Source organism: Streptomyces sp. NPDC111520 (genome assembly GCF_055635295.1).
In genome coordinates this window covers 1-23785 of record NZ_JBVKBW010000005.1, presented here as the reverse complement: position 1 = coordinate 23785, position 23785 = coordinate 1, and the positions used below count along the sequence as shown (strand labels likewise).

The 23785-nt window shown below is 73.8% G+C and carries 18 protein-coding genes; 12 read left to right on the top strand and 6 right to left on the bottom strand.

The genetic code is table 11. The annotated features are described in order from the left end of the window. Positions 1-44: 44 nt before the first annotated feature. The gene (locus tag ACZ7MY_RS12420; protein ID WP_499601344.1) at positions 45-968 is read left to right on the top strand and encodes a helix-turn-helix domain-containing protein; all 924 of its coding nucleotides are present in this window, start codon (positions 45-47) and stop codon (positions 966-968) included. Between the two features lie 49 nt (positions 969-1017). On the opposite strand, the gene ACZ7MY_RS12415 is transcribed toward ACZ7MY_RS12420, so the two are convergent. Beyond that, positions 1018-2661: a carboxylesterase/lipase family protein gene (locus tag ACZ7MY_RS12415; protein ID WP_499601343.1), complete on the bottom strand. Its 1644-nt coding sequence runs from the start codon at positions 2659-2661 to the stop codon at positions 1018-1020. Between the two features lie 263 nt (positions 2662-2924). Here ACZ7MY_RS12415 and ACZ7MY_RS12410 point away from each other — a divergent pair, with 263 nt between their 5' ends. The 6 genes from ACZ7MY_RS12410 to ACZ7MY_RS12385 all read left to right on the top strand — a co-directional run bounded on the left by ACZ7MY_RS12410 (position 2925) and on the right by ACZ7MY_RS12385 (position 12941). Further along, positions 2925-3872: a MerR family transcriptional regulator gene (locus ACZ7MY_RS12410; protein WP_499601341.1), complete on the top strand. Its 948-nt coding sequence runs from the start codon at positions 2925-2927 to the stop codon at positions 3870-3872. A 310-nt stretch (positions 3873-4182) separates the two neighbouring features. Then, the gene (locus tag ACZ7MY_RS12405) at positions 4183-8046 is read left to right on the top strand and encodes a S8 family peptidase (protein ID WP_499601340.1); all 3864 of its coding nucleotides are present in this window, start codon (positions 4183-4185) and stop codon (positions 8044-8046) included. A 178-nt stretch (positions 8047-8224) separates the two neighbouring features. Beyond that, entirely contained in the window at positions 8225-9226 is a 1002-nt protein-coding gene (locus ACZ7MY_RS12400; RefSeq protein WP_499601339.1) for a helix-turn-helix domain-containing protein, read from the top strand. A 74-nt stretch (positions 9227-9300) separates the two neighbouring features. Next, entirely contained in the window at positions 9301-10137 is an 837-nt protein-coding gene (locus ACZ7MY_RS12395) for a PP2C family protein-serine/threonine phosphatase (protein ID WP_499601338.1), read from the top strand. Next, on the top strand, positions 10134-11129 hold the full coding sequence (locus ACZ7MY_RS12390) for an MASE1 domain-containing protein (protein ID WP_499601337.1): 996 nt from the start codon (positions 10134-10136) through the stop codon (positions 11127-11129). The genes ACZ7MY_RS12395 and ACZ7MY_RS12390 overlap by 4 nt, the downstream gene beginning before the upstream one ends. An 87-nt stretch (positions 11130-11216) precedes the next feature. Next, on the top strand, positions 11217-12941 hold the full coding sequence (locus ACZ7MY_RS12385; protein ID WP_499601336.1) for a GAF domain-containing sensor histidine kinase: 1725 nt from the start codon (positions 11217-11219) through the stop codon (positions 12939-12941). Here the strand turns inward: ACZ7MY_RS12385 and ACZ7MY_RS12380 are convergent, their stop codons facing one another. The 3 genes from ACZ7MY_RS12380 to ACZ7MY_RS12370 all read right to left on the bottom strand — a co-directional run bounded on the left by ACZ7MY_RS12380 (position 12942) and on the right by ACZ7MY_RS12370 (position 15887). Next, positions 12942-13835, bottom strand: a complete 894-nt coding sequence (locus tag ACZ7MY_RS12380) for a hypothetical protein (protein ID WP_499601335.1) — start codon at positions 13833-13835, stop codon at positions 12942-12944. Positions 13836-14590: 755 nt separating this feature from the next. Next, a complete protein-coding gene (locus ACZ7MY_RS12375; RefSeq protein WP_499601334.1) occupies positions 14591-15292 on the bottom strand; it encodes a response regulator in 702 nt (233 codons plus the stop codon). Positions 15293-15419: 127 nt separating this feature from the next. Beyond that, positions 15420-15887: a Crp/Fnr family transcriptional regulator gene (locus ACZ7MY_RS12370; RefSeq protein ID WP_499601333.1), complete on the bottom strand. Its 468-nt coding sequence runs from the start codon at positions 15885-15887 to the stop codon at positions 15420-15422. A gap of 112 nt (positions 15888-15999) precedes the next feature. On the opposite strand from ACZ7MY_RS12370, the gene sulP reads away from it, so the two are divergent. Continuing rightward, positions 16000-17778, top strand: coding sequence for a sulfate permease (gene sulP, locus ACZ7MY_RS12365; protein WP_499601332.1), 1779 nt, complete (start codon positions 16000-16002; stop codon positions 17776-17778). Between the two features lie 91 nt (positions 17779-17869). Next, positions 17870-19864, top strand: coding sequence for an ABC transporter ATP-binding protein (locus ACZ7MY_RS12360; RefSeq protein ID WP_499601331.1), 1995 nt, complete (start codon positions 17870-17872; stop codon positions 19862-19864). Positions 19865-19900: 36 nt separating this feature from the next. Here ACZ7MY_RS12360 and ACZ7MY_RS12355 read toward each other — a convergent pair whose 3' ends face one another. Together ACZ7MY_RS12355 and ACZ7MY_RS12350 are read right to left on the bottom strand one after the other, a co-directional pair. Further along, positions 19901-20254, bottom strand: coding sequence for a Zn-ribbon domain-containing OB-fold protein (locus ACZ7MY_RS12355; RefSeq protein WP_499601330.1), 354 nt, complete (start codon positions 20252-20254; stop codon positions 19901-19903). 70 nt (positions 20255-20324) lie between these two features. Then, positions 20325-21029 (bottom strand): TetR family transcriptional regulator, encoded by a 705-nt coding sequence (locus ACZ7MY_RS12350; protein ID WP_499601329.1) that lies wholly within the window; start codon positions 21027-21029, stop codon positions 20325-20327. A 104-nt stretch (positions 21030-21133) separates the two neighbouring features. Between ACZ7MY_RS12350 and ACZ7MY_RS12345 the strand changes: the two genes are divergently transcribed. The 3 genes from ACZ7MY_RS12345 to ACZ7MY_RS12335 form a co-directional block, all read left to right on the top strand. Beyond that, on the top strand, positions 21134-22285 hold the full coding sequence (locus ACZ7MY_RS12345; RefSeq protein WP_499601328.1) for an acyl-CoA dehydrogenase family protein: 1152 nt from the start codon (positions 21134-21136) through the stop codon (positions 22283-22285). Positions 22286-22316: 31 nt separating this feature from the next. After that, on the top strand, positions 22317-23102 hold the full coding sequence (locus ACZ7MY_RS12340) for an electron transfer flavoprotein subunit beta/FixA family protein (RefSeq protein WP_499601327.1): 786 nt from the start codon (positions 22317-22319) through the stop codon (positions 23100-23102). 39 nt (positions 23103-23141) lie between these two features. Continuing rightward, positions 23142-23785 (top strand): electron transfer flavoprotein subunit alpha/FixB family protein (locus tag ACZ7MY_RS12335; protein ID WP_499601326.1); only part of this gene is annotated, 644 nt, incomplete at its 3' end.

The window sequence follows — 23785 nt, the reverse complement described above, 5'->3', positions numbered from 1 at the left end:
GCCCGTACCAGGCACGCGTCCCGTCCGGTGCCGAGAATGGGGGCATGCCTTCCGCAGACCGCCCGCACCGCCCCGACAACGCGCTCGGGGACTTCCTGCGCGCCCGGCGGGGCGCGGTCGACCTCGAACGCCTCGGCCTGCCGGACGACGGCCGCCACCGCCGCGTCCCCGGGCTGCGCCGCGAGGAACTCGCCGAGCGCGCCCACGTCAGCGTCGACTACGTGGTGCGCCTGGAGCAGGGCCGCAACCGTCGGGTGTCCCAGGGCGTCCTCGAAGCGCTCGCCGACGCCCTGGAACTGGCCCCGGACGAGCGGGCCTACCTCTTCGCCATCGCCGACGTCACCCAGCCGAAGGCGTCCCGCCCGGCCCCGGCGCAACGGGTGCTGCCGCAGATCCAGCAACTGCTGGACGGCATGCGCGACGTCCCGGCGCTGGTGCTGGGCCGCCGGCAGGACGTCCTGGCGTGGAACGCCCCCGCCACGGCGCTCCTGACCGACTTCGGCGCCCTCCCGCCCGAGCACCGCAACGTCATCCGGCTGACCTTCCTCGACCCCGGTTACCGCGCGCTGTACGGGGACGACTGGGCGGGCATCGCCCGCGAGTGCGTGGCCTCCCTGCGCATGGAGGCGGGCCGCTACCCCGAGGACCCGGCGCTGGCCGCCCTCGTGGGCGAACTCAGCGTCAAGGACGCCGACTTCCGCGCCTGGTGGGGCAGCCACCGGGTACGCGGGGCCCGGCCCCGCAGCAAGACCTACCAGCACCCCCTGGTCGGGCCCCTCACCCTGGACGTCCAGCAGCTCACCGTCGAGGGCCAGACCGGCCAGTCCCTGATCACCTACACCGCCCGCCCCGGCACCCCCTCGGCGGACGCCCTGCGCTTCCTCCTGCAGTGGTCCGCGTCCGGCGCGCCCGACGGGGACGCGGCGCGGGCCCGCGCGGCGCGCGACGCGGAGCGGCGGGACCGCTGACGGGGCCGGCGCTCGCGCCGCCCCGTCCCGGCCCCGCACGCGGGCGCGCTCACCGCGGCAGGCGGTCCCAGAACGAGCAGTGGTGCGCGGACGCCGCGTCGACGGGACGGATCCCGCCCGGCCCGGGAGCCAGCGACTGCACCGACGGCGCGCCGGACGACGCGGGGCGCAGGACGGGCCAGACCGGGGCGCCCGGCGCGTTCGGGTCGCCGGTGCGCGCGAAGTGCGTCCAGTAGTCGACCATGCGGTCCGACAGGGCGCGCTGCCCCTCTGTCAGCGGCCTTTCGGTGGGGAAGGGCGGGAACAGGAACGGCATTTCGAAGCCGTGCGCCGCCCCGTAGGGGAAGCCCGGGTTCGCCGGCAGACCGCTGAGGACGGGGGCGTCCGGATCGCTGAACTGGTAGCCGTAGAGCGGGACGCCGGGGGCATGTGCGGCGACCGCCCGGCCGGCTGCGAGCGTGGTGCACGTCAGGGACCGGTCGGTCAGCACCGCCGCCCAGGCCAGTGCGGGCGTGGGGTGGTGCGCCGCCGGATACCGCGCCTCGACGGCCGCGGCCGAGGGTCCGAAGGCCTCGACGAGCCGGGCGCGGTAGTCGTCCTCGGTGAGGACGGGGAACGCGGCGAGCGACAGACCGACGAACATCCGCATCTCGTCGTGGTTGGTGCCCAGGAGGACCGGCATGCGGTGGAAGCGCCCCGACGCCAGCGCCCGGTCCGGCGCCACCGGGAGCAGCCCGTTGCCGAAGGCGGGCCGGTTGAAGGACTGCATCAACGGGGCCGTGGCGAGGCGCTCCGTGCCCTGACCGCGCAGGCAGGCCAGCACCGCGTCCGCGTCGCCCGCCGTGCAGCCGAGTTGCCGTGCGGCCTCCACACCGGCCGTCTGGACGTCGCGCTGCGGGGCGAACGGCTCGTACGCCGGTGTACCGGGTCCGAGAGCGCCGCGCGGGAAGGACATGAAGCACGAACCGCTCTGGAGCAGCGCCCGCTGGAAGAGCCCGGCGGCCGTCGGCGAGGTGAGGTGCGCGCAGATGCCGAGCGCGCCCGCGGACTCGCCGAACAGCGTGACGTTGCCCGGGTCGCCGCCGAAGCGCGCCGCGTTCGCCCGCACCCAGCGCAGGGCGGCCTGCTGGTCCGCCAGCCCGAACGGCGGGGCGGAGCCGAGCCCGGGGTGACCGAAGTAACCGAAGATCCCCAGCCGGTAGTTGACCGTGACGACGACCGTGTCCCCGCGGACCGCCGGCCGCCCCGTGTCGTAGTCACCGCCGGAACCGCCGAGGAACGCACCGCCGTGCAGCCACACCAGCACGGGTCGCTTCTTGCGGGCCGGCTCGGGCGTCGTCGCCGGCGTCGTGACGTTGAGGTAGAGGCAGTCCTCCGACCCGACGACGGCGCTCGCCCCCGGCGCCGGCATCTGCACACAGCGCTGAGCCGCCGTCGTCGCGTCCCGGACACCACGCCATGCGGCGGCCGGCGCCGGGGCGCGCCAGCGCAGCGGTCCGGTCGGCGGCGCGGCGTAGGGAAGGCCCTCGAAGGTCGTGTACGAGCCGTGGGACACGCCGCGCACGAGGCCGTGGTCGGTCCGTACGACGGTGCCGCCCCGCCCCGCGGAGTGCGGGCCACCGGACGGTGCGCCGGTCGCCGGCGCGGCGGTCGCCGTGAGCAGCGCCACCGCGCAGAGCAGGGCGAAGAGCACCGCACGGAGCCTGTCTCTTCGGCACGGACGGGGTGCGGTGATGATCGGGGACATGCGTGACCACCGTTCTTGGTCGCAGGGGATCGGAAGGGATCGGAAGGGATCGGAGGGGATCGGGCGGCATCGGACGCGGCCGCTCGGGTGCCCGGGGTCGTACGTCGCCGGCCGGGCCGGAACGGGGCCTGAGCGACGGGGAAGGGCGGACCGGGGCGGCCGGTGATCAGTACGCTAGGACCTCCCCCGCGCTGGAGGTTCAAGGCACCGTGACGCAGGACACATGGAGCATCGGTGAACTCGCCGCGGGAACGGGGGTGCCGGTCAAGACCCTCCGTTACTACTCCGACAGCGGGCTGCTGCCCGTCGCCGCCCGCAGCGGCGGGGGCCACCGGCGCTACGGCCCCGAGGCGTGGGAGCGGATACGCCTCATCAGACGCTTACGGGCGCTGGACACCCCGATCGCGACCATCACGCAGGTGGTCACCGGTGAGCGTTCCCTGGACGAACTGGTGGCGACCGAACTCGAAGCGGTGCAGGAGCGGTTGGCCGAACTGCGGTGGCGTCAGGCCACGCTCGAGTCGCTGGACGACTGCCCCGGCGAGGAACGGCTCCGGCGGCTGGGGATCCTCGCCCGCGTGCAGCAGCTCCCGCAGGCGCGCCGCACGCTCACCGACCACTGGTACCGCGAGCTCTCCGGGTCCCTGCCCAGGCGCCGGCTCGACATCATGATCGCCATGCTGGCCCCCGACCCGCCGCAGGACCCCGGACCCACGACGGTCCTGGCCTACGCCGAGCTCCATCTGCTCATCTCCACGCCCAGTTTCACCCGCTGGACCCAGGACCACGACGAGGAGATGAGGGACGCCCCGGCCTTCTACGGGGAGATCGAAGAGGTCGCCGGCCTGACGGCCGCCGCCGTGGCCCAGGGGCTGCCGCCCGGCAGCGGGGACGCGGTGAAGGCCTTCGTCGCCGCCCACGCCCGGGCCCGGCGGGAGTCGGACACCCCCGCCTTCCGCGCGTACCTGCACGCCCTGGTGTCGAGGTCGTCCGGCTTCGACCCCCGCCTGGAACGCTACTGGGGCCTGGTCGGCACGGTCACCGGCGGGCGCGTGCTGAACATGACGGTGGCCCACCGATGGCTGACCGCCGGACTGGCGATGTCGCTGACCGGCGGTGGACCCCCGCTGCCGGCTCCGGCCGGCCCGACCCCGTGAACGCCGGGACCCGGCAGGGGAGGCCGGCACCGGACGGCGGCCTTCGCGTGCCGTAGGGCACGGGCCCTCCGGGAGCGAGGTGACCAGGGTCCGGGATCCGGGGCCGAGGGCTGTCCTCGGGGGGCGTTTCGTACCGTCCCGGGCGGGTTCGCCGCGGCCTGGCGGGGGTCGTCGCAGGTTGCCCGAACCGCCGTGTCGCCGTTGGGACATGTCGCAGCTGTGACAGCCGATAACCGGTGACACCTCCCCGGCATCGGCAGATTCTGTCGGACAGCGCGTGACCCGGAGCTGTACGAAAGGTGTTTGGGTGATGGCAGGATTCCGCCTCGCGGCGGCGATATCGACAGTGCTGGTGGTGACGCTCGGGGGCACCACGGCCGCCTCCGCGGGTACCGCCCCGGACGGGCCGGCGCGATCCGCCGACCGTGCCGGGACGTCCTCCGCCACCGTCCGGCTGGTGACCGGCGACCGGGTGACGGTGACGTCGCTGCCCGGTGGGCGGCACACCGCCTCGGTCCAGCCCGGGCCCGGCCGCGAGAACATCCCCTTCCGCACGCTGGAGGCCGACGACAAGTCCCTGACCGTCGTGCCGTTCGACGCCGAGGCACTGGTGTCCACGGGCACCCTGGACCGGCGGCTGTTCGACGTGACGGCGCTGATCGCCGCCGGCTTCGACGAGGCGCACACCTCGACGCTGCCGCTGATCGTCTCCTCGCGGCCCGAGGCGACTCGGGTCGGGGCACGCGTCACCGCGCAGGCGGCGAGGACCGCTGAGGCGACCGCCGACCGGCTGGTGGCGCTGCGCGCGGACAAGACGGCCTCGCGCACCCTGGAGAGCATCGACGCCCGCTCCTTGCGGGTCGACGGCGACGAACTCGGCGCCTTCTGGAAGACGCTGAACCCCGGTGGGAGCTCGGACGCCGCCCGGGCCGCGGTGACCCCGCGGGTCTCGCTGGACGGCAAGGTCAAGGCGGTGCTGGACCGCAGCACCGCGCAGATCAACGCGCCCGCCGCGTGGAAGGCCGGGTACGAGGGCCAGGGTGTGAAGGTCGCGGTGCTGGACACCGGCGTCGACGCGAACCACCCCGATCTCGCGGGGCGGATCGCGGAGGCCAGGAACTTCTCCGACAGCACGAACACCGACGACCACTTCGGGCACGGCACGCACGTCGCCTCCATCGTCGGGGGCACCGGCGCGGCGTCGGCGGGGACCCGGCGCGGTGTGGCGCCGAAGGCGGACCTGCTGGTCGGCAAGGTGCTCGGTGACGAGGGCTCCGGGTCGGAGTCGCAGGTCATCGACGGTATGGAGTGGGCGGCGGGCGAGCACGCCAAGGTCGTCAACATGAGCCTCGGTGCGGACATGCAGACCGATGGCACCGACCCGATGAGCCAGGCCGTCAACACCCTGACCGCGTCGACGGACACGCTGTTCGTCATCGCCGCGGGCAACGCCGGCCCGGGGCCGTCCACCGTCGGATCGCCGGGCGCGGCCGACGCTGCGCTGACCGTCGGCGCCGTCGACCGGGACGACTCCCTCGCCTCCTTCTCCAGCCGCGGCCCGCGCTTCGGCGACGGCGCCGTCAAGCCCGACGTGACCGCCCCGGGTGTGGCCATCGTGGCCGCGCGTGCCGCGGGCACCACCATGGGTGACCCGGTCGACGCGAACTACGTCGCCGCCTCGGGCACGTCGATGGCGACCCCGCACGTCGCGGGCGCCGCGGCGCTGCTGGCCCAGCAGCACCCGGGCTGGGGCGCGCAGCAGATCAAGGACGCGCTGATCAGCACCTCGCGCACGGTGCCCGGCACCAAGGTGACCGAGCAGGGCGGCGGCCGGATCGACCTGGCCACCGCCACCGGCACGATCACCGCGACCGGCACGGTCGTGCTGCCCCCGGTCCAGAACGGCGGAACGGGGGGACGGCAGCAGGCGGCCACCGTGCGCTACACCAACACCGGTGACAAGAAGGTCGATCTGAAGCTGGCCGTCAAGCTCTCCACCGGAACCGGGCGCGCGCTGCCCGACGGGGTCGTCACCCTCGGCTCCGGCACCGTGAGCGTCGCGCCCGGTGCCACCGCCGACGTCCCGCTGAGCACCGACGCGGCCCACGCCGCGCGCGGGAAGTACTACGGCTACGTCACCGCCGCGGCGGCCGACGGCACCGTCGTCGCCCACACCACCGTCAGCCTCAACGTGCACGCCCCCAAGCACAAGCTGACCGTGGTCGCCCGCGACGCCGACGGCAAGGTCATCGAGGGCGCCGCGCCCACGATCTGGGGCGCCGACGGGTTCGTGGAGTACAGCGCCGTCGAGCCCGGCGTCGCCGAGGTCGAGGAGGGCACCTACCAGCTCAGCTTCGGGACGCTGGACAGGGCCGCCGACGGCCAGGAGCTCCGCGAGGTGGTCAACCCGGAGGTGAAGGTCACCAAGGACACCACGGTGACGCTCGACGCCTCCAAGGTCACCGAGGTGAAGATCCGCACCCCCCGGCCCGCGGAGCAGCGGGGCATCATCAGCTACCAGACGTACCGGAAGATCGACGGCAACGGCCTGATCCAGGGCGTGATGTTCTTCGACATCGCCAAGCGGCTCTACGTCAGCCCCACCGCGCGCGTCACCGACGGCGACTTCGAGTACGCCTCGCGCTGGCAGTTGGTCGCCCCGCAACTGCGGGCGAAGGTCTCCGGCACGTCGTCGGTCTTCACCCCGTACTACGTGCCCGCCTCCCCGGCCTTCGACGACAAGGGCGCCAGGCTGACCGCCGTCGACGCCGGCACCGGCACCGCGGCCGAGCTGAAGAAGGCCGGCGTGCGCGGCAAACTGGCGGTCGTCCGCTGGAACTTCACCGACGACCGGGAGCTCGCCAAGGCGGCCGGGGCGGCCGGGGCCAAGGCGCTGATGCTGGTCGTGGAGGAGGGCTTCTACCCCTGGACGCGGTGGAGCCCGACCGGTGACCGGATGGCCGTGCCCACCATGCGCGCGGGCACGGCGGAGGGCACCGAGCTCCTCAAGAGCATCAAGAAGCGCACCACCACGGTGGAGTTCTCCGGCACGGTGCGCAGCCCGTACCTGTACGACGTGATGCAGGTGTCCAAGGGCTTCGTCCCGAAGAACCTGGTGCACACCGTCTCCGAGCGCGAGAGCGCGGTGGTCCGCAGCACCTACACCCGTACCGGTGCCTCGCAGTGGGCGAGTGAGCAGCGCTTCGGGTGGCGTCCGTACCAGGACACCGCCTGGAACCAGTACAGCCGTGAGGTGCCGACGGGCCAGGAGCGCGTGGAGTACGTGAGCGGCGGGGACACCCTGTGGCGCCACACCGTGCACCACAACGTCGTCTTCGGCACGGACACCCCGCTCGGGGCAGGCATGCAGGACCTGCCGCGGACCTACCGGCCCGGTCAGAAGGCCACGGAACGCTGGTTCGGGGCCGTGGTCCGGCCGTCGATCCCGCGCGGTGCGGCCTGGCCGTCGGTGCGCACGGGCGACACCCTGTCCGTCTTCGTTCCGGAGTTCAACGACTCCGGCACCGGCCACTACTCGTTCTACGAGCGGAACGGCTTCGGTGGCGGCATCGGAACCGGCGCGGCCCGCGCCGGCGACGGAATGCCGGTGGACGACACCGCCACCGCGGCGCTCTACCGCGACGGGAAGCAGATCGCCTCGTCCGACACGGGCGCCTGGGGCAACTTCGAGGTGCCCGCGGGCGACGCCGCGTACCGGCTGGACCTGACCACCGCCCGCACCTCGGACGACTGGCGGTTCGGCACCGGCACCCGCACCTCGTGGACCTTCCGCTCGGGCACCGCGGCGCAGCCGACGGCACTGCCCCTCCTGCAGGTCGACTACGCCGTGCCGGTCGACGCCCGCAACGCGGTGGGCCCCGCCCGCCGCCACACCCTGGGCCTGGACGTGCGCATGCAGGACGGCACGGCCGCGCCGCGCGGGGTGACCGTGCGGGTGGAGACGTCCTACGACGACGGGCGGACCTGGACCCGGGCCGCCACGGCCCGCAAGGGTGGCGGCTTCACCGCCACCGTGGAGCGTCCGTCGCGGGTGCGCGGCGACGCCTATGTGACGCTGCGCGTGACCGCGACCGACGCGGCCGGCAACAGCGTCCGGCAGACGGTGGACCGTGCGTATCTGCACAGCGGCGCACGGGACTCCGGAGGACGGTGACGGTGGGGCGTCACCGTTGACACAGCGGCGGGTGCAGGGGAGTGTGGGCCCCGGCACCCGCCGCACCATTGGCGCGAAACATTCCCCGGGTATAGTCCGGCCGTTAACGATATGTGCGGCTTGTACGCCACCTGTGCGTACGTCGTGCGGACCCGTCCCGGACCCGGAGGAACGCGGCATGCTCGAGGTGGCTGGCCTCACCGCGGTCGAGGAGACCGTCTACCGGCTTCTGGTCACCACCGTCACCGCGTCGGCGGACGAGGTCGCCGCACAGACGGGCCTGCCACCCGGGCAGACGGAGGGCGTCCTCGCCTCCCTCGCCACCAAGGGGCTGGCCAGCCCCACCGACGGCCTCCCCCGGCAGTACGCCGCCACCCCGCCGGACGTGGCCCTGCTGCCGCGGCTGCAGCGCCAGGCCGACTCCCTCGACAAGGCCCGCACCGCGGTCACCGACCTGCTGGACAGCTACCGCAGCACCGTGCGCCGCCAGGACGCCGGCCAGCTCATCGAGGTCATCACCGGCGCCGAGGCGCTCCGCCAGCACCTGCGGCAGATGCAGGAGAACGCGCGCCACGAGATGCTCTGGTTCTGCAAGGCGCAGTACGTCGCCATGCCCTCGGGGAGCAACCGCGCCGAGTACGAGGCCCTCGCCCGCGGCGTGCGCTACCGCGTCCTGTACGAGCGGGCGTTCTTCGACGACGACGGGGCCATCGACAACGTCGTCGAGGGCGTCCAGGCCGGGGAGATGGCCCGCTCCGTGCCCCACCTGCCGCTGCGCCTCGCGGTCGCCGACCGCACCATCGCCATCTGCCCCCTGGTCCCGGGCGGCCCGCAGGGCAGCCCCAACGAACCGACCGCGGCGCTGCTGCGCGACAGCAGCCTCCTGGAGGCGCTGACCGCGCTGTTCGAGCGCTACTGGGAGGACGCGGTGCCGCTGCACGTCAGCGCGTCCGGCGCGGTGAGCGGTGCCGACGGCGCCGACGACTCCGACCCGCTGAGCGAGACCGACCGCCGGCTGCTGTCGCTGCTCGTCGCGGGTGTCGCCGACAAGGCCATCGCCAGCCAGATGGGCCTGAGCCGGCGCACCGTCCAGCGCCACATCCAGCACATGATGACGCTCGCCGGCGCCGCGACCCGCATGCAGCTCGCCTGGCAGGCGGCCCGCCGCGGCTGGCTCTGAACGGGGTGCCGCAGGGCCCGCGGGCGTAGGGTGAGAGGTGGCGCGAGTGCCCAAGGCCACGGAGCGTTGGTGCCATGTCCCGACGTCACACCGCTCCCACCAGTAGCGCCGAGGAACTGCTCAACACACTCGGGCAGCTCACCGGACGCATCCTCGAGCGGATCAAGATGCAGCAGGCTCGGGTGGAGCTGGCAGCCGCCCTCCAGCGGCACACCCTCGGCGCCGCCCTCCCGGCCGTCCCCGGGCTGCGCGTGGCGGGGCGCTACGCCCCGGCGCGCGACGGTCTCGACATCGGCGGCGACTGGTACGACGTGTTCCCCATGCCGGACGGCAGCGTCGGCTGCGCCATCGGCGACGTGCAGGGCCACGACGTCGAGGCCGCCGCCTACATGGGCCAGGTGCGCACCTGCCTGCGCGCCGTCGCCGTCGCCACCACGGAACCCGCGGAGGTGCTGGCCCGCACCAACGACCTGCTGATCTCCATGGGGTCCGGGCTCTTCGTGACGTGCACCTTCCTGCGCTTCGACCCGGCGACCCGCGAACTGGTCGACGCCCGCGCCGGGCACGTACCGGCGGTCTGGGCCACCGACGACGGACGCTGCGAGGTCGTGCTCGACGAGGGCGGCCTGCCGCTGGGCATCCTCGACGGCGAGAAGTACCCGTCGACCCGCCGTGTCCTGGCCGGCACCGGTGCCTTCGTGCTGGTCACCGACGGGGTGGTGGAGGGCCCGGGCCATCCCATCGACGACGGGCTGGCCCGCGTGGCGGAACTGGCCGCCGCCGGCTGCACCGCCGACCCCGACGAGCTGGCCGCCCGGCTGATCTCCGTCGCCGACTTCACCGGCCACAGCGACGACGCCGCGGTGCTCGTCCTCGGGCACGGCGGCCCCCGCGGGACGGCGCCGCGATGACCGCCGGCGGCGAGGGCCTGCGGCGCCACCGGGCGACGGCCCTGTGGATCGTGGTCATGGCCGCCGCCTACTACGGCGGGGCCCGCATCGGACTGGAGCAGCAGCTGCTGCGCGGTCAGGTCACCCCGATGTGGCCGCCGACCGGGATCGCCCTGGTCGGCCTGCTGCTCGGCGGCATCCGGCTGTGGCCGGGCATCGCCGTCGGCGCGTTCGTGGTGAACATCGCGATCGGGCCGTCGCTGCTGCCCGTGCTGGGCATCGCGGCGGGCAACACCCTCGCCCCGGTGTGCGCCTGCCTGCTGCTGCGCAGGGTCGGGTTCCGCGTCGAACTCGACCGGCTGCAGGACGCCCTCGCCCTGGTCTTCCTGGGCGCGCTCGGCGGGATGCTGATCAGCGCGACCGTCGGCAGCGGAGTGCTTGCGGCTTCCGGGGTCGTGCCGCCCGGCGGCTTCTGGCCCACCTGGTCGGTCTGGTGGACCGGCGACGCGATGGGGGTGCTGGTGATCGCACCGCTGCTGCTCGTCCTGCGCACCCTCAGGCTCCGGCGCGGGGTGCCGGCGTACCGCTGGGCGGAGGCGGCGGCGCTCCTCGCGGGCACCGCGCTCGTCACCTTCGTGGCCACCCACAGCACGCCCGGGCTGCTCTTCCTCGTCTCCCCGCTGCTGATCTGGGCCGCCTTCCGCTTCCAGCTGGCCGGGGCCGCGCCCTGCGCCCTGATCACCTCGCTCATCGCGATCGACGCCGCCGCGGCCGGGTCCGGCCCGTTCGCGGGGCACGACCTCTTCGCGAAGATGGTGACCCTCCAGGCCTTCAACGGGTCCGCCGCGCTGACCGCCCTGCTGCTGTCGGCGACCGTCACCGAACGGGAGCGCACCCGCCGCGAGATCGAGCAGGTCTGCCGCAGGCTCGGCGAGGCGCTGTCCCGGCTGGCGCCCGACGAGAACATCGAGCACTGGGCGGCCGTGCCGCCCGCGGAGCGAGGCCCCGACTAGCAGTGCCGTTCCGCGCGTCCTCCTTGCGGGGTGGCGCTACTTTGAGAGGGGGCCCCACGAGGGCCGCCACAGCGGACGGAGGTGCCGGTGGGGACTGGCGGCGGCAAGGACGCCGAAGGCCTGCCACGACTGCAGCTCGACGCCCTGCTGGACGAGCTGCAGTCGCGCATCGACGCGGTGCGGGGGACGCGGGACCGTGTGCACAGCCTGCTGGAGGCCGTGCTGACGGTCGGCCGCGAACTGGACCTGCCCCAGGTGCTGCGGCGCATCGTGGAGGCCGCGGTCCTGCTGGTGGACGCCGAGTACGGGGCGCTGGGCGTGATCGGCGACGACGCGCGGCTGGCGCAGTTCCTGACGGTGGGCGTCAGCGACGAGCAGATCGAGGCGATCGGCCCGCTGCCCTCGGGGCACGGCATCCTCGGCGAGCTGATCCGTCACCCGGCCCCGCTGCGGCTGGAGGAGATCGCCCGGCACCCGGCCTCCCACGGCTTCCCGTCGAACCACCCGCCGATGCACTCCTTCCTGGGGGTGCCGATCCGGGTCCGCGACGAGGTGTTCGGCAACCTCTACCTGACGGAGAAGCGGGGCGGCAAGGAGTTCGACGGCGAGGACGAGACGGTGCTGTCCACCCTGGCCGTGGCGGCCGGGGTCGCCATCGACAACGCCCGGCTGTACGAGGAGGCCCGGTCGCGGCAGCGGTGGCTGGAGGCGAACGCGGAGATCACCCGGGGCCTGCTGTCGGGCATCGACGAGAACGCGGTGCTGGAGCTCATCGTGGAGCACGCACGGCGCATCCTCGGCGCGGACCTGGGGGTGCTGGCCCTGCCGGCCGGAAGCGGCGGCATCACGATGGCCATCGCCACGGGCATCGACGCCGACGCCCACCGGGGGCTGACGCTGCCGTGCGAGGGGTCGTTCACCGGCGCGGCGATGGCCGCGAACGAGCCGCTGACCAGCGCCGACATCCAGCGCGACCCGCGCGTGGTGGCGGGCCCGCCGCGCTTCGAGGGCCTGGGCCCCGCGGTGGCCGTGCCGATGGCGACCCCGCAGGGGGTGCGCGGGGCGCTGCTGCTGGCCCGCGCCGAGGGGGAGGCACCCTTCACGGACGTGGAGACCGCGCCGCTGCTGGGCTTCGCCGGCTCCGCGGCCCTGGCGATGGAGCTGGCCGAACGGCGGCGGTCGGCCGAGCAGTTGGTGCTCCTGGAGGACCACGACCGGATCGCCCGTGACCTGCACGACCTGGCGATCCAGCGGCTGTTCGCCACGGGGATGACGCTGCAGAGCGCGGTGCGCTTCGTCGACCACCCGCAGGCGAGCGAACGGCTGCTGCGGGCCGTGGACGACCTGGACGAGACCATCAAGATCATCCGCTCGACGATCTTCGGGCTGCGCAGCCACGACACCGGGCCCACCCGCCAGGGACTGCGGGTGCGGACGGCGAAGGCGGTGGAGGAGGCGGTGCCCGGACTGGGTTTCACCCCGTCGCTGCGCATGGAGGGACTGATCGACACCGATGTGCCCACCGCGGTCGCGGAACACGTGGTGGCCGTGCTCGGCGAGGCCCTGTCGAACGTGGCCCGCCACGCCAGGGCCCGCAGCGCGGAGGTGTCCCTGGTCGTCGGCTCCGGCACGCTGACCCTCACCGTCAGCGACGACGGCGTGGGCGTCCCCGAGGACGGTCACCGCAGCGGACTTGCCAACCTCGCGCAACGGGCGTACCGCCTCGGCGGCACGATGACCCTGGAGACCCCCGGCCAGGGCGGCACCCGCCTGGTGTGGCGGGTCCCGTCGGACGGCGGCCGGCCGCTCTGATCAGGCCCGCTCCGCGGCCTCGCGGACCGGCAACCGCGGCGCCCGGTCCCCGGACGCCGCGGCACCGAACCGGATGAGCATCTGCAGCAGGCCCGGCCCGCAGTCGGTGGTGCGCATCGCCGCCCGCAGGTCCGGCCACTCCATCGCCTCGTGCAGCAGCGTCGCGTGCACGGTGTTCGCCGTCGCCAGGAGCACCACGCGCTCCATCGCCTGCCCGGCCCGCAGCCAGTCCGCGCACGAGTCGTGGGGCGTGCACAGCGCGGCCACCAGGGGCCGCCGCCCCGGGTCGAGGGCGGCTGCCGCGCCGGCCCCGGAGTCCTCGTGGACCCTGCCGCCCTGACCGACCGGGCGGCCCGCGCCCGTCACGCCCCGCTGCTCCGCCTCCGCGGTCAGCCGCAGCAGCCGCAGCGCCTCCTCGGTGCGCGGCAGGGTCAGCGACGCGCCCTCCGCGTGCGCGGCGTCGATCAGTTCCAGCACCACCGCCCCGGTCGGGCAGTGCGCGAAGTAGGGCGTACGGCAGCTGTGGCGGCGCCAGATCGCGTCGTACAGGTCCTGGTACGCACCGTCGCCCACGTGGCGCGGCCCGACCGGGCGCACGGCGGCGAGCAGATCGGGGTCGGCGGGTACGGGCAGCAGGTGCACGGCCGGTTCCCATCCGAAGTGGGCCAGCGCGACCCGCAGGTTGAACACCGCGGCGCCCACGGACACGTGCAGGGCGCGCGCCGCCGCCTCCGACTCCGGCACCCCCGGCTCGGGGACGGCACGCACCTGGAACGTGCCGGTGTCCGGATCGAGGCGGTACCGCCAGGGCCGGCTGCCGCGGAACGAAGGCGCGGCCACGGCCGCGGAGATCAGCTTCTCCAGGGTCGCCCCGTTGAGTGTGGTGGGATTCATGGCGCGCTCCCTCCGGCCGCGTCCTCCCACCCTGCACGCCCCGCCGCCTCATGGGGGAGGGCCGACCGGCCCTACCCCGTGGGCCGCCGGGGCATCCCGCGTCCGCGGCCCCACGGCCTCCCCTCCGGGGCGGGCCCGTACTGTCCCCGGCGCCGGGCCACCCGTCCCCGGGCACGGGACGCGGTGAGCTGGGCACGCGGCGCGGCCGTGGACGCAGCTCCTGCGCGGCGAGCGTGCAGCTTGGGTGGCCGGTCCGGCAGCAGCGTCGCGCGTCGCCGGACGAGCGGGCGGCCGCCCGCCGGTGCGGGTCCGCGCTGCCGTGGGCGTCGTCCGGGGGCGTCGGTGCGGCGAGCGTGCGGCCCGGGCCGCGTCGGTCGGTGTCGGTGCGGTTCGGCAGCGTGGAGCCTGCGTGGGTGTGGCAGCGGCACGGCTTGCGCGGCGGAAGGCCGGGGCGCCGCCGTTGCGGGGTGGTTCCCCGCGGGACTCCGGTGTCGCGTCCGCCGGGGCGAGCCCGGCTGCCCCAGGTGCCGTGCATCGGCAGCGGGGCACGCGGTGAAGGCTGTGGTCCCGGCTTCTCCTGCGTGGCGAGCGCGCAGCTTGGCGTCGCGGATCACAGCCGGACGAGCGGGCGTCCGGCGGGGCGGGTCCGCGCGGCCGTGGACGTCGGCCGGCGGCCATGGGGTGGCGAGCGCACGGCTCCGGCCGCGTCGGTCGACGTCGGGGCGGAGCCCTCGGGCGCGGGTTCCCGCGGGGGCTCAGGGGCCGGGTTTGGGGGTGGCGCTCGACGTGCGGTGTTCCGTGGCGAGGACGGCGGCCTGGATGCGGCGTTCGACGCCGAGCTTGCCCAGCATGCGGGAGATGTGGTTCTTGACCGTCTTCTCCGAGAGGAACAGCCGTTCCCCGATCTGCCGGTTCGTCAGCCCCTCGCCGATCAGCTCCAGGATCTCCCGCTCGCGCGGGGTCAGCCCGGCCAGCGCCTCGTCCTGCGGCTCCGGCGGCTGCTCCTGTTCGCGCAGGCTGTTCATCAGGCGGGCGGTGGTCGCCGGGTCCAGCATCGACTGGCCGGAGGCCACCGTGCGGACCGCGGAGACCAGGTCGGAGCCCTTGATCTGCTTCAGCACGTAGCCGGCGGCCCCGGCCATGATCGCGTCCAGCAGCGCGTCGTCGTCGTCGAAGGAGGTCAGCATCAGGCACGCCAGCCCCGGCATGCGCGAGCGCAGCTCGCGGCAGACGCAGATGCCGTCGCCGTCCGGGAGGCGCACGTCGAGGATCGCCACGTCAGGACGGAGTGCCGGGGCCCGGGCGAGGGCGTGGTCGACCGTGCCGGCCTCGCCGGCGACCTCGATGTCCGGCTCGGCGTCGAGCAGGTCGTGCAGCCCACGCCGCACCACCTCGTGGTCGTCGACCAGGAACACCCTGATCGGCGCCCGCTCGCCGGACTCCCGTGCCTCGCTCATCCCGGCCCCCAGGGCATCCGTTCCCGATTTCCCGATCGCGCGGCCGCGCCCCGCCGACGTCCAGCAGACACGCCCGCGCGCGCCGCCGCCACCGGTACCGCCCGGTCCGTGGCGGGCACCGCGTCCGTCAGTGCACCGTGCTGCCGCTGCCCTGCGGACCGTACAGGTCGAGGAGCCGGATGCGGGCCCCCTGCAGTCGGTGCGCCACGATCTGCGCGACCCGCCGGGCCACCGCGCGCCCGAACACCGCGTCGGCCTCGCACAGCGCCCGCACCACCGTCGCGTCGAACTCGTCTGCCCGCACCGGGCTCTGCGTCCGCGCGCCCAGGGGGTGCCATGAGTACGGCGGGAAGAGCCACGAGCAGCCCAGCAGGTCTCCCGGGCCCAGGGTCTCGACGACGGCGGGCTGCCGCCCGGGCACGTGCAGGTCGAGCGCGATCGAGCCGGTGCGGATGATCCAGAAGCGGTCCGCCCGGTGACCCTCCTCGAAGATCCGGGCCCGGGCCGGGAAGGACACGTCGCGCGCGAGTTCCAGCAGCCGCCCGCGGGTCTCCGGTGGCAGTGCGTCGAGCAGGCCCGTCGTGGTGGTGGTCATCGCCGTCCTCCCTCTCGTCCGGTACGCCCTCCCCTCCAGGGTGCTCCGCCCCCCGGCGGCGCGAGGAGGGGCCGTCCGGCCCCAACGCGGGGTCGTCGGGGAGGATGGGCCCATGCCGTCCGCCGTCTCCAAGCCCGCCCCGCCGCCCAGGAGGCCCGCCGTCGGGCGCGGCCGGCACGCACTGCTGCCGGGCCTCACCACCCTCCTCGGCTACCGCAGGGCGTGGCTGCGCGGCGACCTGCTCGCCGGCGTCACGGTGGCGGCCTACCTCGTGCCGCAGGTCATGGCCTACGCCGAACTGGCCGGGCTGCCGCCGGTGACGGGGCTGTGGGCCGTCCTCGCGCCGCTCGCGCTGTACGCCCTGCTGGGCTCGTCCCGGCAGCTGTCGGTCGGCCCCGAGTCCACCACGGCGCTGATGACCGCCACCGCGATCGCACCGCTGGCCGCGGGCGACCCCGGCCGCTACGCCGTGCTCGCGGCGGCGCTCGCCGTCGTGGTCGGCCTGCTGGCCGTGGTGGCGTGGGCGGTGCGGGCGGGCTTCGTCGCCGACCTGCTGTCCCGGCCCGTGCTCGTCGGCTACCTCGCCGGAGTGGCCTGCATCATGGTCGTCGACCAGCTGCCCAAGCTGACCGGGGTGCCCGTCGAGGGCGAGGAGTTCTTCCCCCAGCTGGTCTCCTTCGTCACGCACCTGCCCCAGGCGCACGCCGGGACGGTGGCCTTCGCCGCCTGCGCGCTGCTCTTCCTCTTCCTCCTCCAGAGGTACGCCCCCCGCGCCCCCGGGCCGCTGTTCGCCGTGGTGGCCGGAACGGTCGTCGTCGGCGTCTTCGGGCTGGAGGGGCACGGCATCGCGGTCATCGGCGAGGTCCCCTCCGGGCTGCCCCGGCCGGCCCTGCCGACCCCCGGCGACCTGGCCCACCTGCTGCTGCCCGCGGTGGGCGTGCTGCTCGTCGGCTACACCGACTTCGTGCTCACCGCACGGGCCTTCGCCGGCCGGGACGCCGCCCGCCCCGACAGCAACCAGGAACTGCTCGCCCTCGGCGCGGCGAACCTCGGGTCGGGCGTCCTGCACGGCTTCCCCGTCAGCAGCAGCGCCAGCCGCACCGCGCTCGGCGCCTCCGCGGGCAGCCGTACGCAGCTGTACTCGCTGGTGGCGCTGGGGGCGGTCGTCTGCGTCCTGCTCTTCCTCAACCCCCTGCTGTCCGGGATGCCCTCCACCGTCCTCGGCGCCATCGTCGTCTTCGCCGCCTGCCGGCTGGTCGACGTCGCCGGCTTCCGCCGCCTGGCGTCGTTCCGGCGCCGCGAACTGCTCCTGGCCCTCGCGTGCCTGCTGGGCGTGCTCGCGCTGGACATCCTGTACGGCGTCATGGTCGCCGTCGCGCTGTCGGTGGCCGAGATGCTGATCCGGGTGGCCCGCCCGCACGACGCCGTCGAGGGGCTGGTGCCCGGCCTCGCCGGCATGCACGACGTCGACGACTTCCCCCAGGCCCGGACGATCCCCGGCCTGCTCGTCTACCGCTACGACTCGCCGCTGTTCTTCGCCAACGCCGAGGACTTCCGGCGCCGGGCCCTCGCCTCCGTCGACCGGCAGCACGACCCGGTGCGGTGGTTCGTCCTCAACACCGAGGCCAACGTCGAGGTCGACATCACCGCCCTCGACGCCCTGGAGGAACTGCGCCGCGAACTCGCCGGCCGCGGCATCGTCCTCGCGCTCGCCCGCGTCAAGCAGGACCTGCTGGAGGACCTGGACGCGTACGGCCTGACGGAGTCGGTCGGCCGCGAGCGCATCTTCCCCACCCTGCCCACGGCGGTCGAGGCCTACCGCGCCTGGGCGGAGGACGGCGCCGACGGGGGCGGGAACGGGGCCGCCGGGAGCGGGGACGGGGCGCACTGACGGGAGCGGGCCACACGGCGCCACCGTGAGGAGCACCCTGTGGGGAGGCCGCCACGGCACCGCGCCGCGGCCGCCGCCGAGGGGGACGCTCATGACCACGCGGAAGCGGCAGGAAGCCCCGGGGAACCCCGACGCCCTCGCGCCAGAGGAGGTGTCCGAGTCCGAACGACTGCTGTTCGGCGGGCCCTTGCGGTACGACATGGGCTGGAACAAGCACGACGGCTCCTTCCTGGAACTCGGCCTGCGCGCGATGATCCGGCGGCTGCCGCAGCTCGTCGCCACCACCGTGCGCCTGGCGCACCGGTCCGACCCGCGGGCCCTGCGCGTCGTGGCGCTGGCCGAGGCGGGCCGCGGTGTCGCCCAGGCGGTCGGCCTGGTCGCCGTCAACTGGGTGCTCGCCCGGCTGCTGGTGCCCGGCGGGACCGCGGAGCGGCTGACGGGCGCCACCCCGGCGCTGGCGCTCGTGGCCGCCACCGCGCTGATCGGGGCGCTGCTGCGCTCCGCCTCCACGGCCGGCACCGGCAAGCTGGAGCCGACCGTGGAACGGGCGGCCACCGAGATGTACCTGGAGCGGGTCGCCCGCGTGGAGCTCGCGGCCGTGGAGGACGACGAGTTCCACAAGCTGCTGGACTCGGCGTCCTGGGGCGCCGCCTCCGCCCGGCGGATGATCAACTTCTGCTCGTCGGTGGTCAACGCGCTGATCTCGCTGGCGGCGGCGGCCGGTGTGCTCACCGTGCTGCATCCGGGGCTGCTCCCGCTGCTGGCGCTGATGACCCTGCCCAGCGCCTGGAGCGCGCTCACCATCGCGCGCCGCCGGTACATCTCCTTCCACAACTGGGTGCAGCACGCCCGTGCCGGGCAGCTGCTGGGACGGCTGCTGATCGAGACGCAGGCGGCGCCCGAGGTCCGCGTCCACGACCTCGGGCCGTTCCTGCTCGGGCACTTCAGGGCGATGGCCGAGAACGGGGAGCGGGAACAGACCCGGCTGGCGCGGCTCGCGGCGCGCACCGGGCTCGTCGCGTCCGCGTGGACCGGGCTGGCCACCGCGGCGACGTACGGCGCGCTGGGCGCGCTGCTGTGGAGCGGGACGATGGCCCTGTCCGTGGCGGGCACGGCCGTCATCGCCATCCGCAGCGGGTCCTCCGCCCTCGACCGGCTCGTGGTCCAACTCGGGTACCTGCACGAGGAGGCGCTGTTCGTCGCCGACCTGGAGCGGCTGTGCGCGGAGGCGGACCGCAGGGTGATCCCGTCCGGAGGCCTCGACCTGCCGGAGCGCGTCGAGGCCATCCACTTCGAGAAGGTCACCTTCAGCTACCCGGTCACCGCCGCGGCCGCGCCGGGCACGCCGCTGGTGAAGCCGCCCGCCCTGTGCGAGGTCGACGTCACCATCCCCGTCGGCCGGGTCGTCGCCCTCGTCGGACGCAACGGCAGCGGCAAGACCACCCTGGCCAAGCTGCTGTGCGGGCTGTACGCACCGGACTCGGGTCGGATCCGGTGGGACGACGTCGACGCGGCCGAGGCCGACCGGGGGCAGATCACCGACCGGATCGCCCTGGTCTCGCAGGACGCCTACCGCTGGCCGTTCACGGCCCGGGTCAACGTCGGGATCGGCCGCCCCGGCGCCTCCCTGACGGACGAACGTATCGAGGCCGCCGCCCGCTACTCCGGCGCCGACGAGGTCGTCGCGGGCCTGCCCCGCGGCTGGGACACCCTGCTGGGCCGCGGCTACAAGGGCGGCCACGAGATATCCGGCGGCCAGTGGCAGCGCCTCCAGCTCAGCAGGGCCCAGTACCGCGACGCCCGGATCCTCATCGTCGACGAGCCGACCAGTGCCCTCGACGCCCAGGCGGAGCAGCGGGTGTTCGACCTGATCCGGGAACTCGCCGCCGACGGGCAGACCGTCGTGCTGATCACGCACCGTCTGCACAGCGTCCGCCACGCCGACGTGATCTACGTCCTGGACCGCGGGCGGGTCGTCGAGCACGGTGCCTTCGCCGACCTCATGCGGCCGGGAGCGGGTACCGGCGACTTCCGCGAGATGTACCTGCTGCAGTCCCGCCAGTACCAGCACCCGGAGCACAACTGACGTGCGGCGAGCGGCGTCCCGGGCGGCGGCCGGCGGTCACCAGGCGTACCGGGACGCGGGCGGTTCGCAGAGCTCGAAGAGGAGTCCGCCCGCCTCGTCGCCGGGTGTGCGGGCCAGCCGGACGCGGGCGCCGTCGCGCACCTGCGTCGGCGAGGCGCCGACGACCCGGCCCCGTACCGAGAAGCCGTCGGAGAGGTCGACGAGGGAGGTGTCCCGCATCGAGCTGACGATGACCCCGGTGCCGTCGCTGCGGATCTCGTCGAGTTCCGTGGAGGCGCAGGTGGGGCACAGGAGGCGCTGGAAGGCGGTGTTGCCGCACCAACGGCAGCGCTGGACCAGCAGCCCGCCGTCAACCGAGGCGTCGTGCGCGTCGAGAGTCCGGTCATCCATGACGCCACCATATGGCACTGAGTGCACTTTGGGAAGGCACTGAGTGCCCCCGCCGGGACGTCGGCACGGCCTACGCGGGGGAGCCCTCCTCCGCCAGGCCGGCCTCGATCTCCCGGACCACGCGCCACATGGGCGTCCGCCGCTTGGTGATCACGATCACCACGTCGTCCTCCGCCTCGGGGGCGCCCTGGCGCACGGGGCCCTCCCCGTTCCAGGCGGCGCGCACGAACTCCAGCGCGTGGTCCACGGCCGCGCCGGCGTCCCCCTCCGCCCCGGAACGCAGCCAGGTGCGCAGGCCGTTGTTGTGGGCGGCGACCACCGCGGCGGCGATCACGTCGGCCCGGAGCTTGCCGTCGGGGCGGTCCGCGTAGCGGGCCCCGAGGTAGTCGGCGATCGCGCGCTCGTAGCGCCAGACGACCGAGAGTTCGTACGCCCGCAGTCCCGGCACCTGCTTGGTGAGGCGGTAGCGCTGCACGGAGAAGGTGGGGTTCTCGGCGTACATGGTGAGCACCAGGCGCGCGGCGTCGCAGACCCGCGTCACGGGGTCGTCGGCGTCGGCGCTCGCCTCCAGGAAGCGGGTCATGTCGGCGAGGGCGCGCTCGTGGTCCGGGAAGACCACGTCCTCCTTGGACGGGAAGTAGCGGAAGAAGGACCGTCGCCCGACGCCGGCGAGGGTGACGATGTCGTCGATCGTCGTCGCCTCGTAGCCGCGTTCCAGGAAGAGCCGGAAGGCCGCGGCGACGAGGGCGTCCCGCATCGGGGGCTTGGTGGTCATGGAGGCGAACCTAACACCGGGGGACCGTCGATCAATGGCACTGAGTGTGCATAATTGAGGGTACTCGATGCCATGAAAGTCTGACGCGGACTGGAGTAACGGACGTGAGTGACAATTTCGACCTCTTCCGGACGTCGGAGGAGCACGACATGCTCCGGGACGCCGTGCGCTCCCTGGCCGAGGCGAAGATCGCCCCGTTCGCGGCGGAGGTCGACGAGCAGGGCCGCTTCCCGCAGGAGGCGCGGGACGCGCTGGAGGCCAACGACCTGCACGCGGTGCACGTGCCGGAGGCGTTCGGCGGCGCCGGCGCGGACGCGCTGTCGACGGTGATCGTGATCGAGGAGGTGGCGCGGGTGTGCGCCTCGTCCTCGCTGATCCCCGCGGTGAACAAGCTGGGGTCGCTGCCGGTGCAGCTGTCGGGCTCCGAGGAGCTGAAGGCGAAGTACCTCGGGGCGCTGGCCCGGGGCGAGGGGATGTTCTCGTACTGCCTCTCGGAGCCGGACGCCGGCTCGGACGCGGCGGGGATGAAGACGCGCGCCGTGCGCGACGGGGACTCCTGGGTGCTCAACGGCGTCAAGCGGTGGATCACCAACGCGGGCGTGAGCGAGTTCTACACCGTCATGGCCGTGACCGACCCGGACAAGCGCTCCAAGGGCATATCGGCCTTCGTGGTGGAGAAGGGCGACGAGGGCGTCTCCTTCGGCGCCCCGGAGAAGAAGCTCGGCATCAAGGGCTCGCCCACCCGCGAGGTGTACTTCGACGACGTGCGCATCCCCGCCGACCGGATGATCGGCGCCGAGGGCACGGGCTTCGCCACGGCCATGCGCACCCTGGACCACACGCGTGTGACGATCGCGGCGCAGGCGATCGGCATCGCGCAGGGCGCGCTGGACTACGCCAAGGGGTACGTGAAGGAGCGCAAGCAGTTCGGCAAGGCGATCGCCGAGTTCCAGGGCATCCAGTTCATGCTGGCGGACATGGCGATGAAGCTGGAGGCGGCACGGCAGCTGACCTACGCGGCGGCGGCGAAGTCGGAGCGCTCGGACGCGGACCTCACCTTCTTCGGCGCGGCGGCCAAGTGCTACGCCTCGGACGCGGCGATGGAGATCACCACGGACGCGGTGCAACTGCTGGGCGGATACGGGTACACGCGCGACTACCCGGTGGAGCGCATGATGCGCGACGCGAAGATCACCCAGATCTACGAGGGCACCAACCAGGTCCAGCGCATCGTCATGGCCCGCAACCTGCCGTAATCCGCAAACCGAGAGTGTGGAGGGACATCAAATGAGCCTGAGGATCGTTGTCGCGGTGAAGTACGTGCCCGATGCCACGGGGGATCGTCATTTCGCGGGGGATCTGACGACGGATCGGGATGCGGTGGACGGGCTGCTGTCCGAGTTGGACGAGTATGCGGTGGAGCAGGCGTTGCAGATCGCTGAGGCGTCGGATGACGCTGAGGTGACGGTGGTGACGGTGGGTCCGGCGGATGCGAAGGACGCGTTGCGCAAGGCGTTGTCGATGGGTGCGGACCGGGCGGTGCATGTCGAGGACGAGGGGTTGCACGGCAGTGATGTGATGGCGACGTCGCTGGTGCTGGCGAAGGCGGTCGAGCACGCGGGGTTCGATCTGGTGGTGACGGGGATGGCGTCGACGGATGGCACGGCGGGTGTGGTGCCGGCGTTGCTGGCGGAGCGGTTGGGTGTGCCGCAGGTGACGTTGTTGTCGGAGGTGAAGGTCGCCGGTGGTGTGGTGAGCGGGCGCCGTGATGGTGACACCGCGTCGGAGCAGCTTGAGGCGTCGTTGCCGGCGGTGGTGTCGGTGACGGATCAGTCGGGTGAGGCGCGGTATCCGTCGTTCAAGGGGATCATGGCGGCGAAGAAGAAGCCGGTGGAGTCCCTGGACCTGTCCGACCTCGGGGTCGATGCGGAGCAGGTCGGCTTGGCGGGTGCGTGGACGAAGGTCGATGAGGCGGTGGCGCGTCCGCCGCGGACGGCCGGTGTGATCGTGAAGGACGAGGGCGAGGGCGGCAAGCAGCTCGCGGAGTTCCTCGCGAGCCAGAAGTTCATCTGATCCGCTTGTCCGTCTGTTTTCCGAGGAGTTTGAGTTCCCATGGGTGAAGTCCTGGTCTACGTGGACCACGTGGATGGTGCGGTCCGCAAGCCGACGCTGGAGTTGCTGACGATCGCGCGTCGGCTGGGTGAGCCGGTGGCGGTGGCGCTGGGTGCGGGCGCGGAGGCGACCGCGGGTGTGCTGGGCGAGCACGGTGCGATCCGGGTGCTGACCAATGATGCGGCGGAGTTCGCGCAGTATCTGGTGGTGCCGAAGGTGGATGCGCTGGAGGCCGCCGCGAAGGTGGTGGGTCCGGTGGCGGTGCTGGTGTCGTCGTCGGGTGAGGGCAAGGAGGTCGCGGCGCGGCTGGCGTTGCGGCTGGGGTCGGGTCTGATCACGGACGCGGTGGATGTGGTGGCCGGTCCGGAGGGCCCGGTGGCGACGCAGGCGGTGTTCGCGGCGTCGTTCACCACGAGGTCGCGGGTGACGACGGGTACGCCGGTGATCACGGTGAAGCCGAATGCGGCGCCGGTGGAGGCGGCCGCGGCCGCGGGCGCGGTGGAGGCACTGGAGGTGACCTTCGGTGCGCTGGCGTCGGGCACGAAGGTCGTGGCGCGGACGGCGCGGGAGGCGACGGGGCGTCCGGAGCTGACCGAGGCGGCGATCGTGGTGTCCGGTGGTCGTGGGGTTGGGGGTGCGGAGAA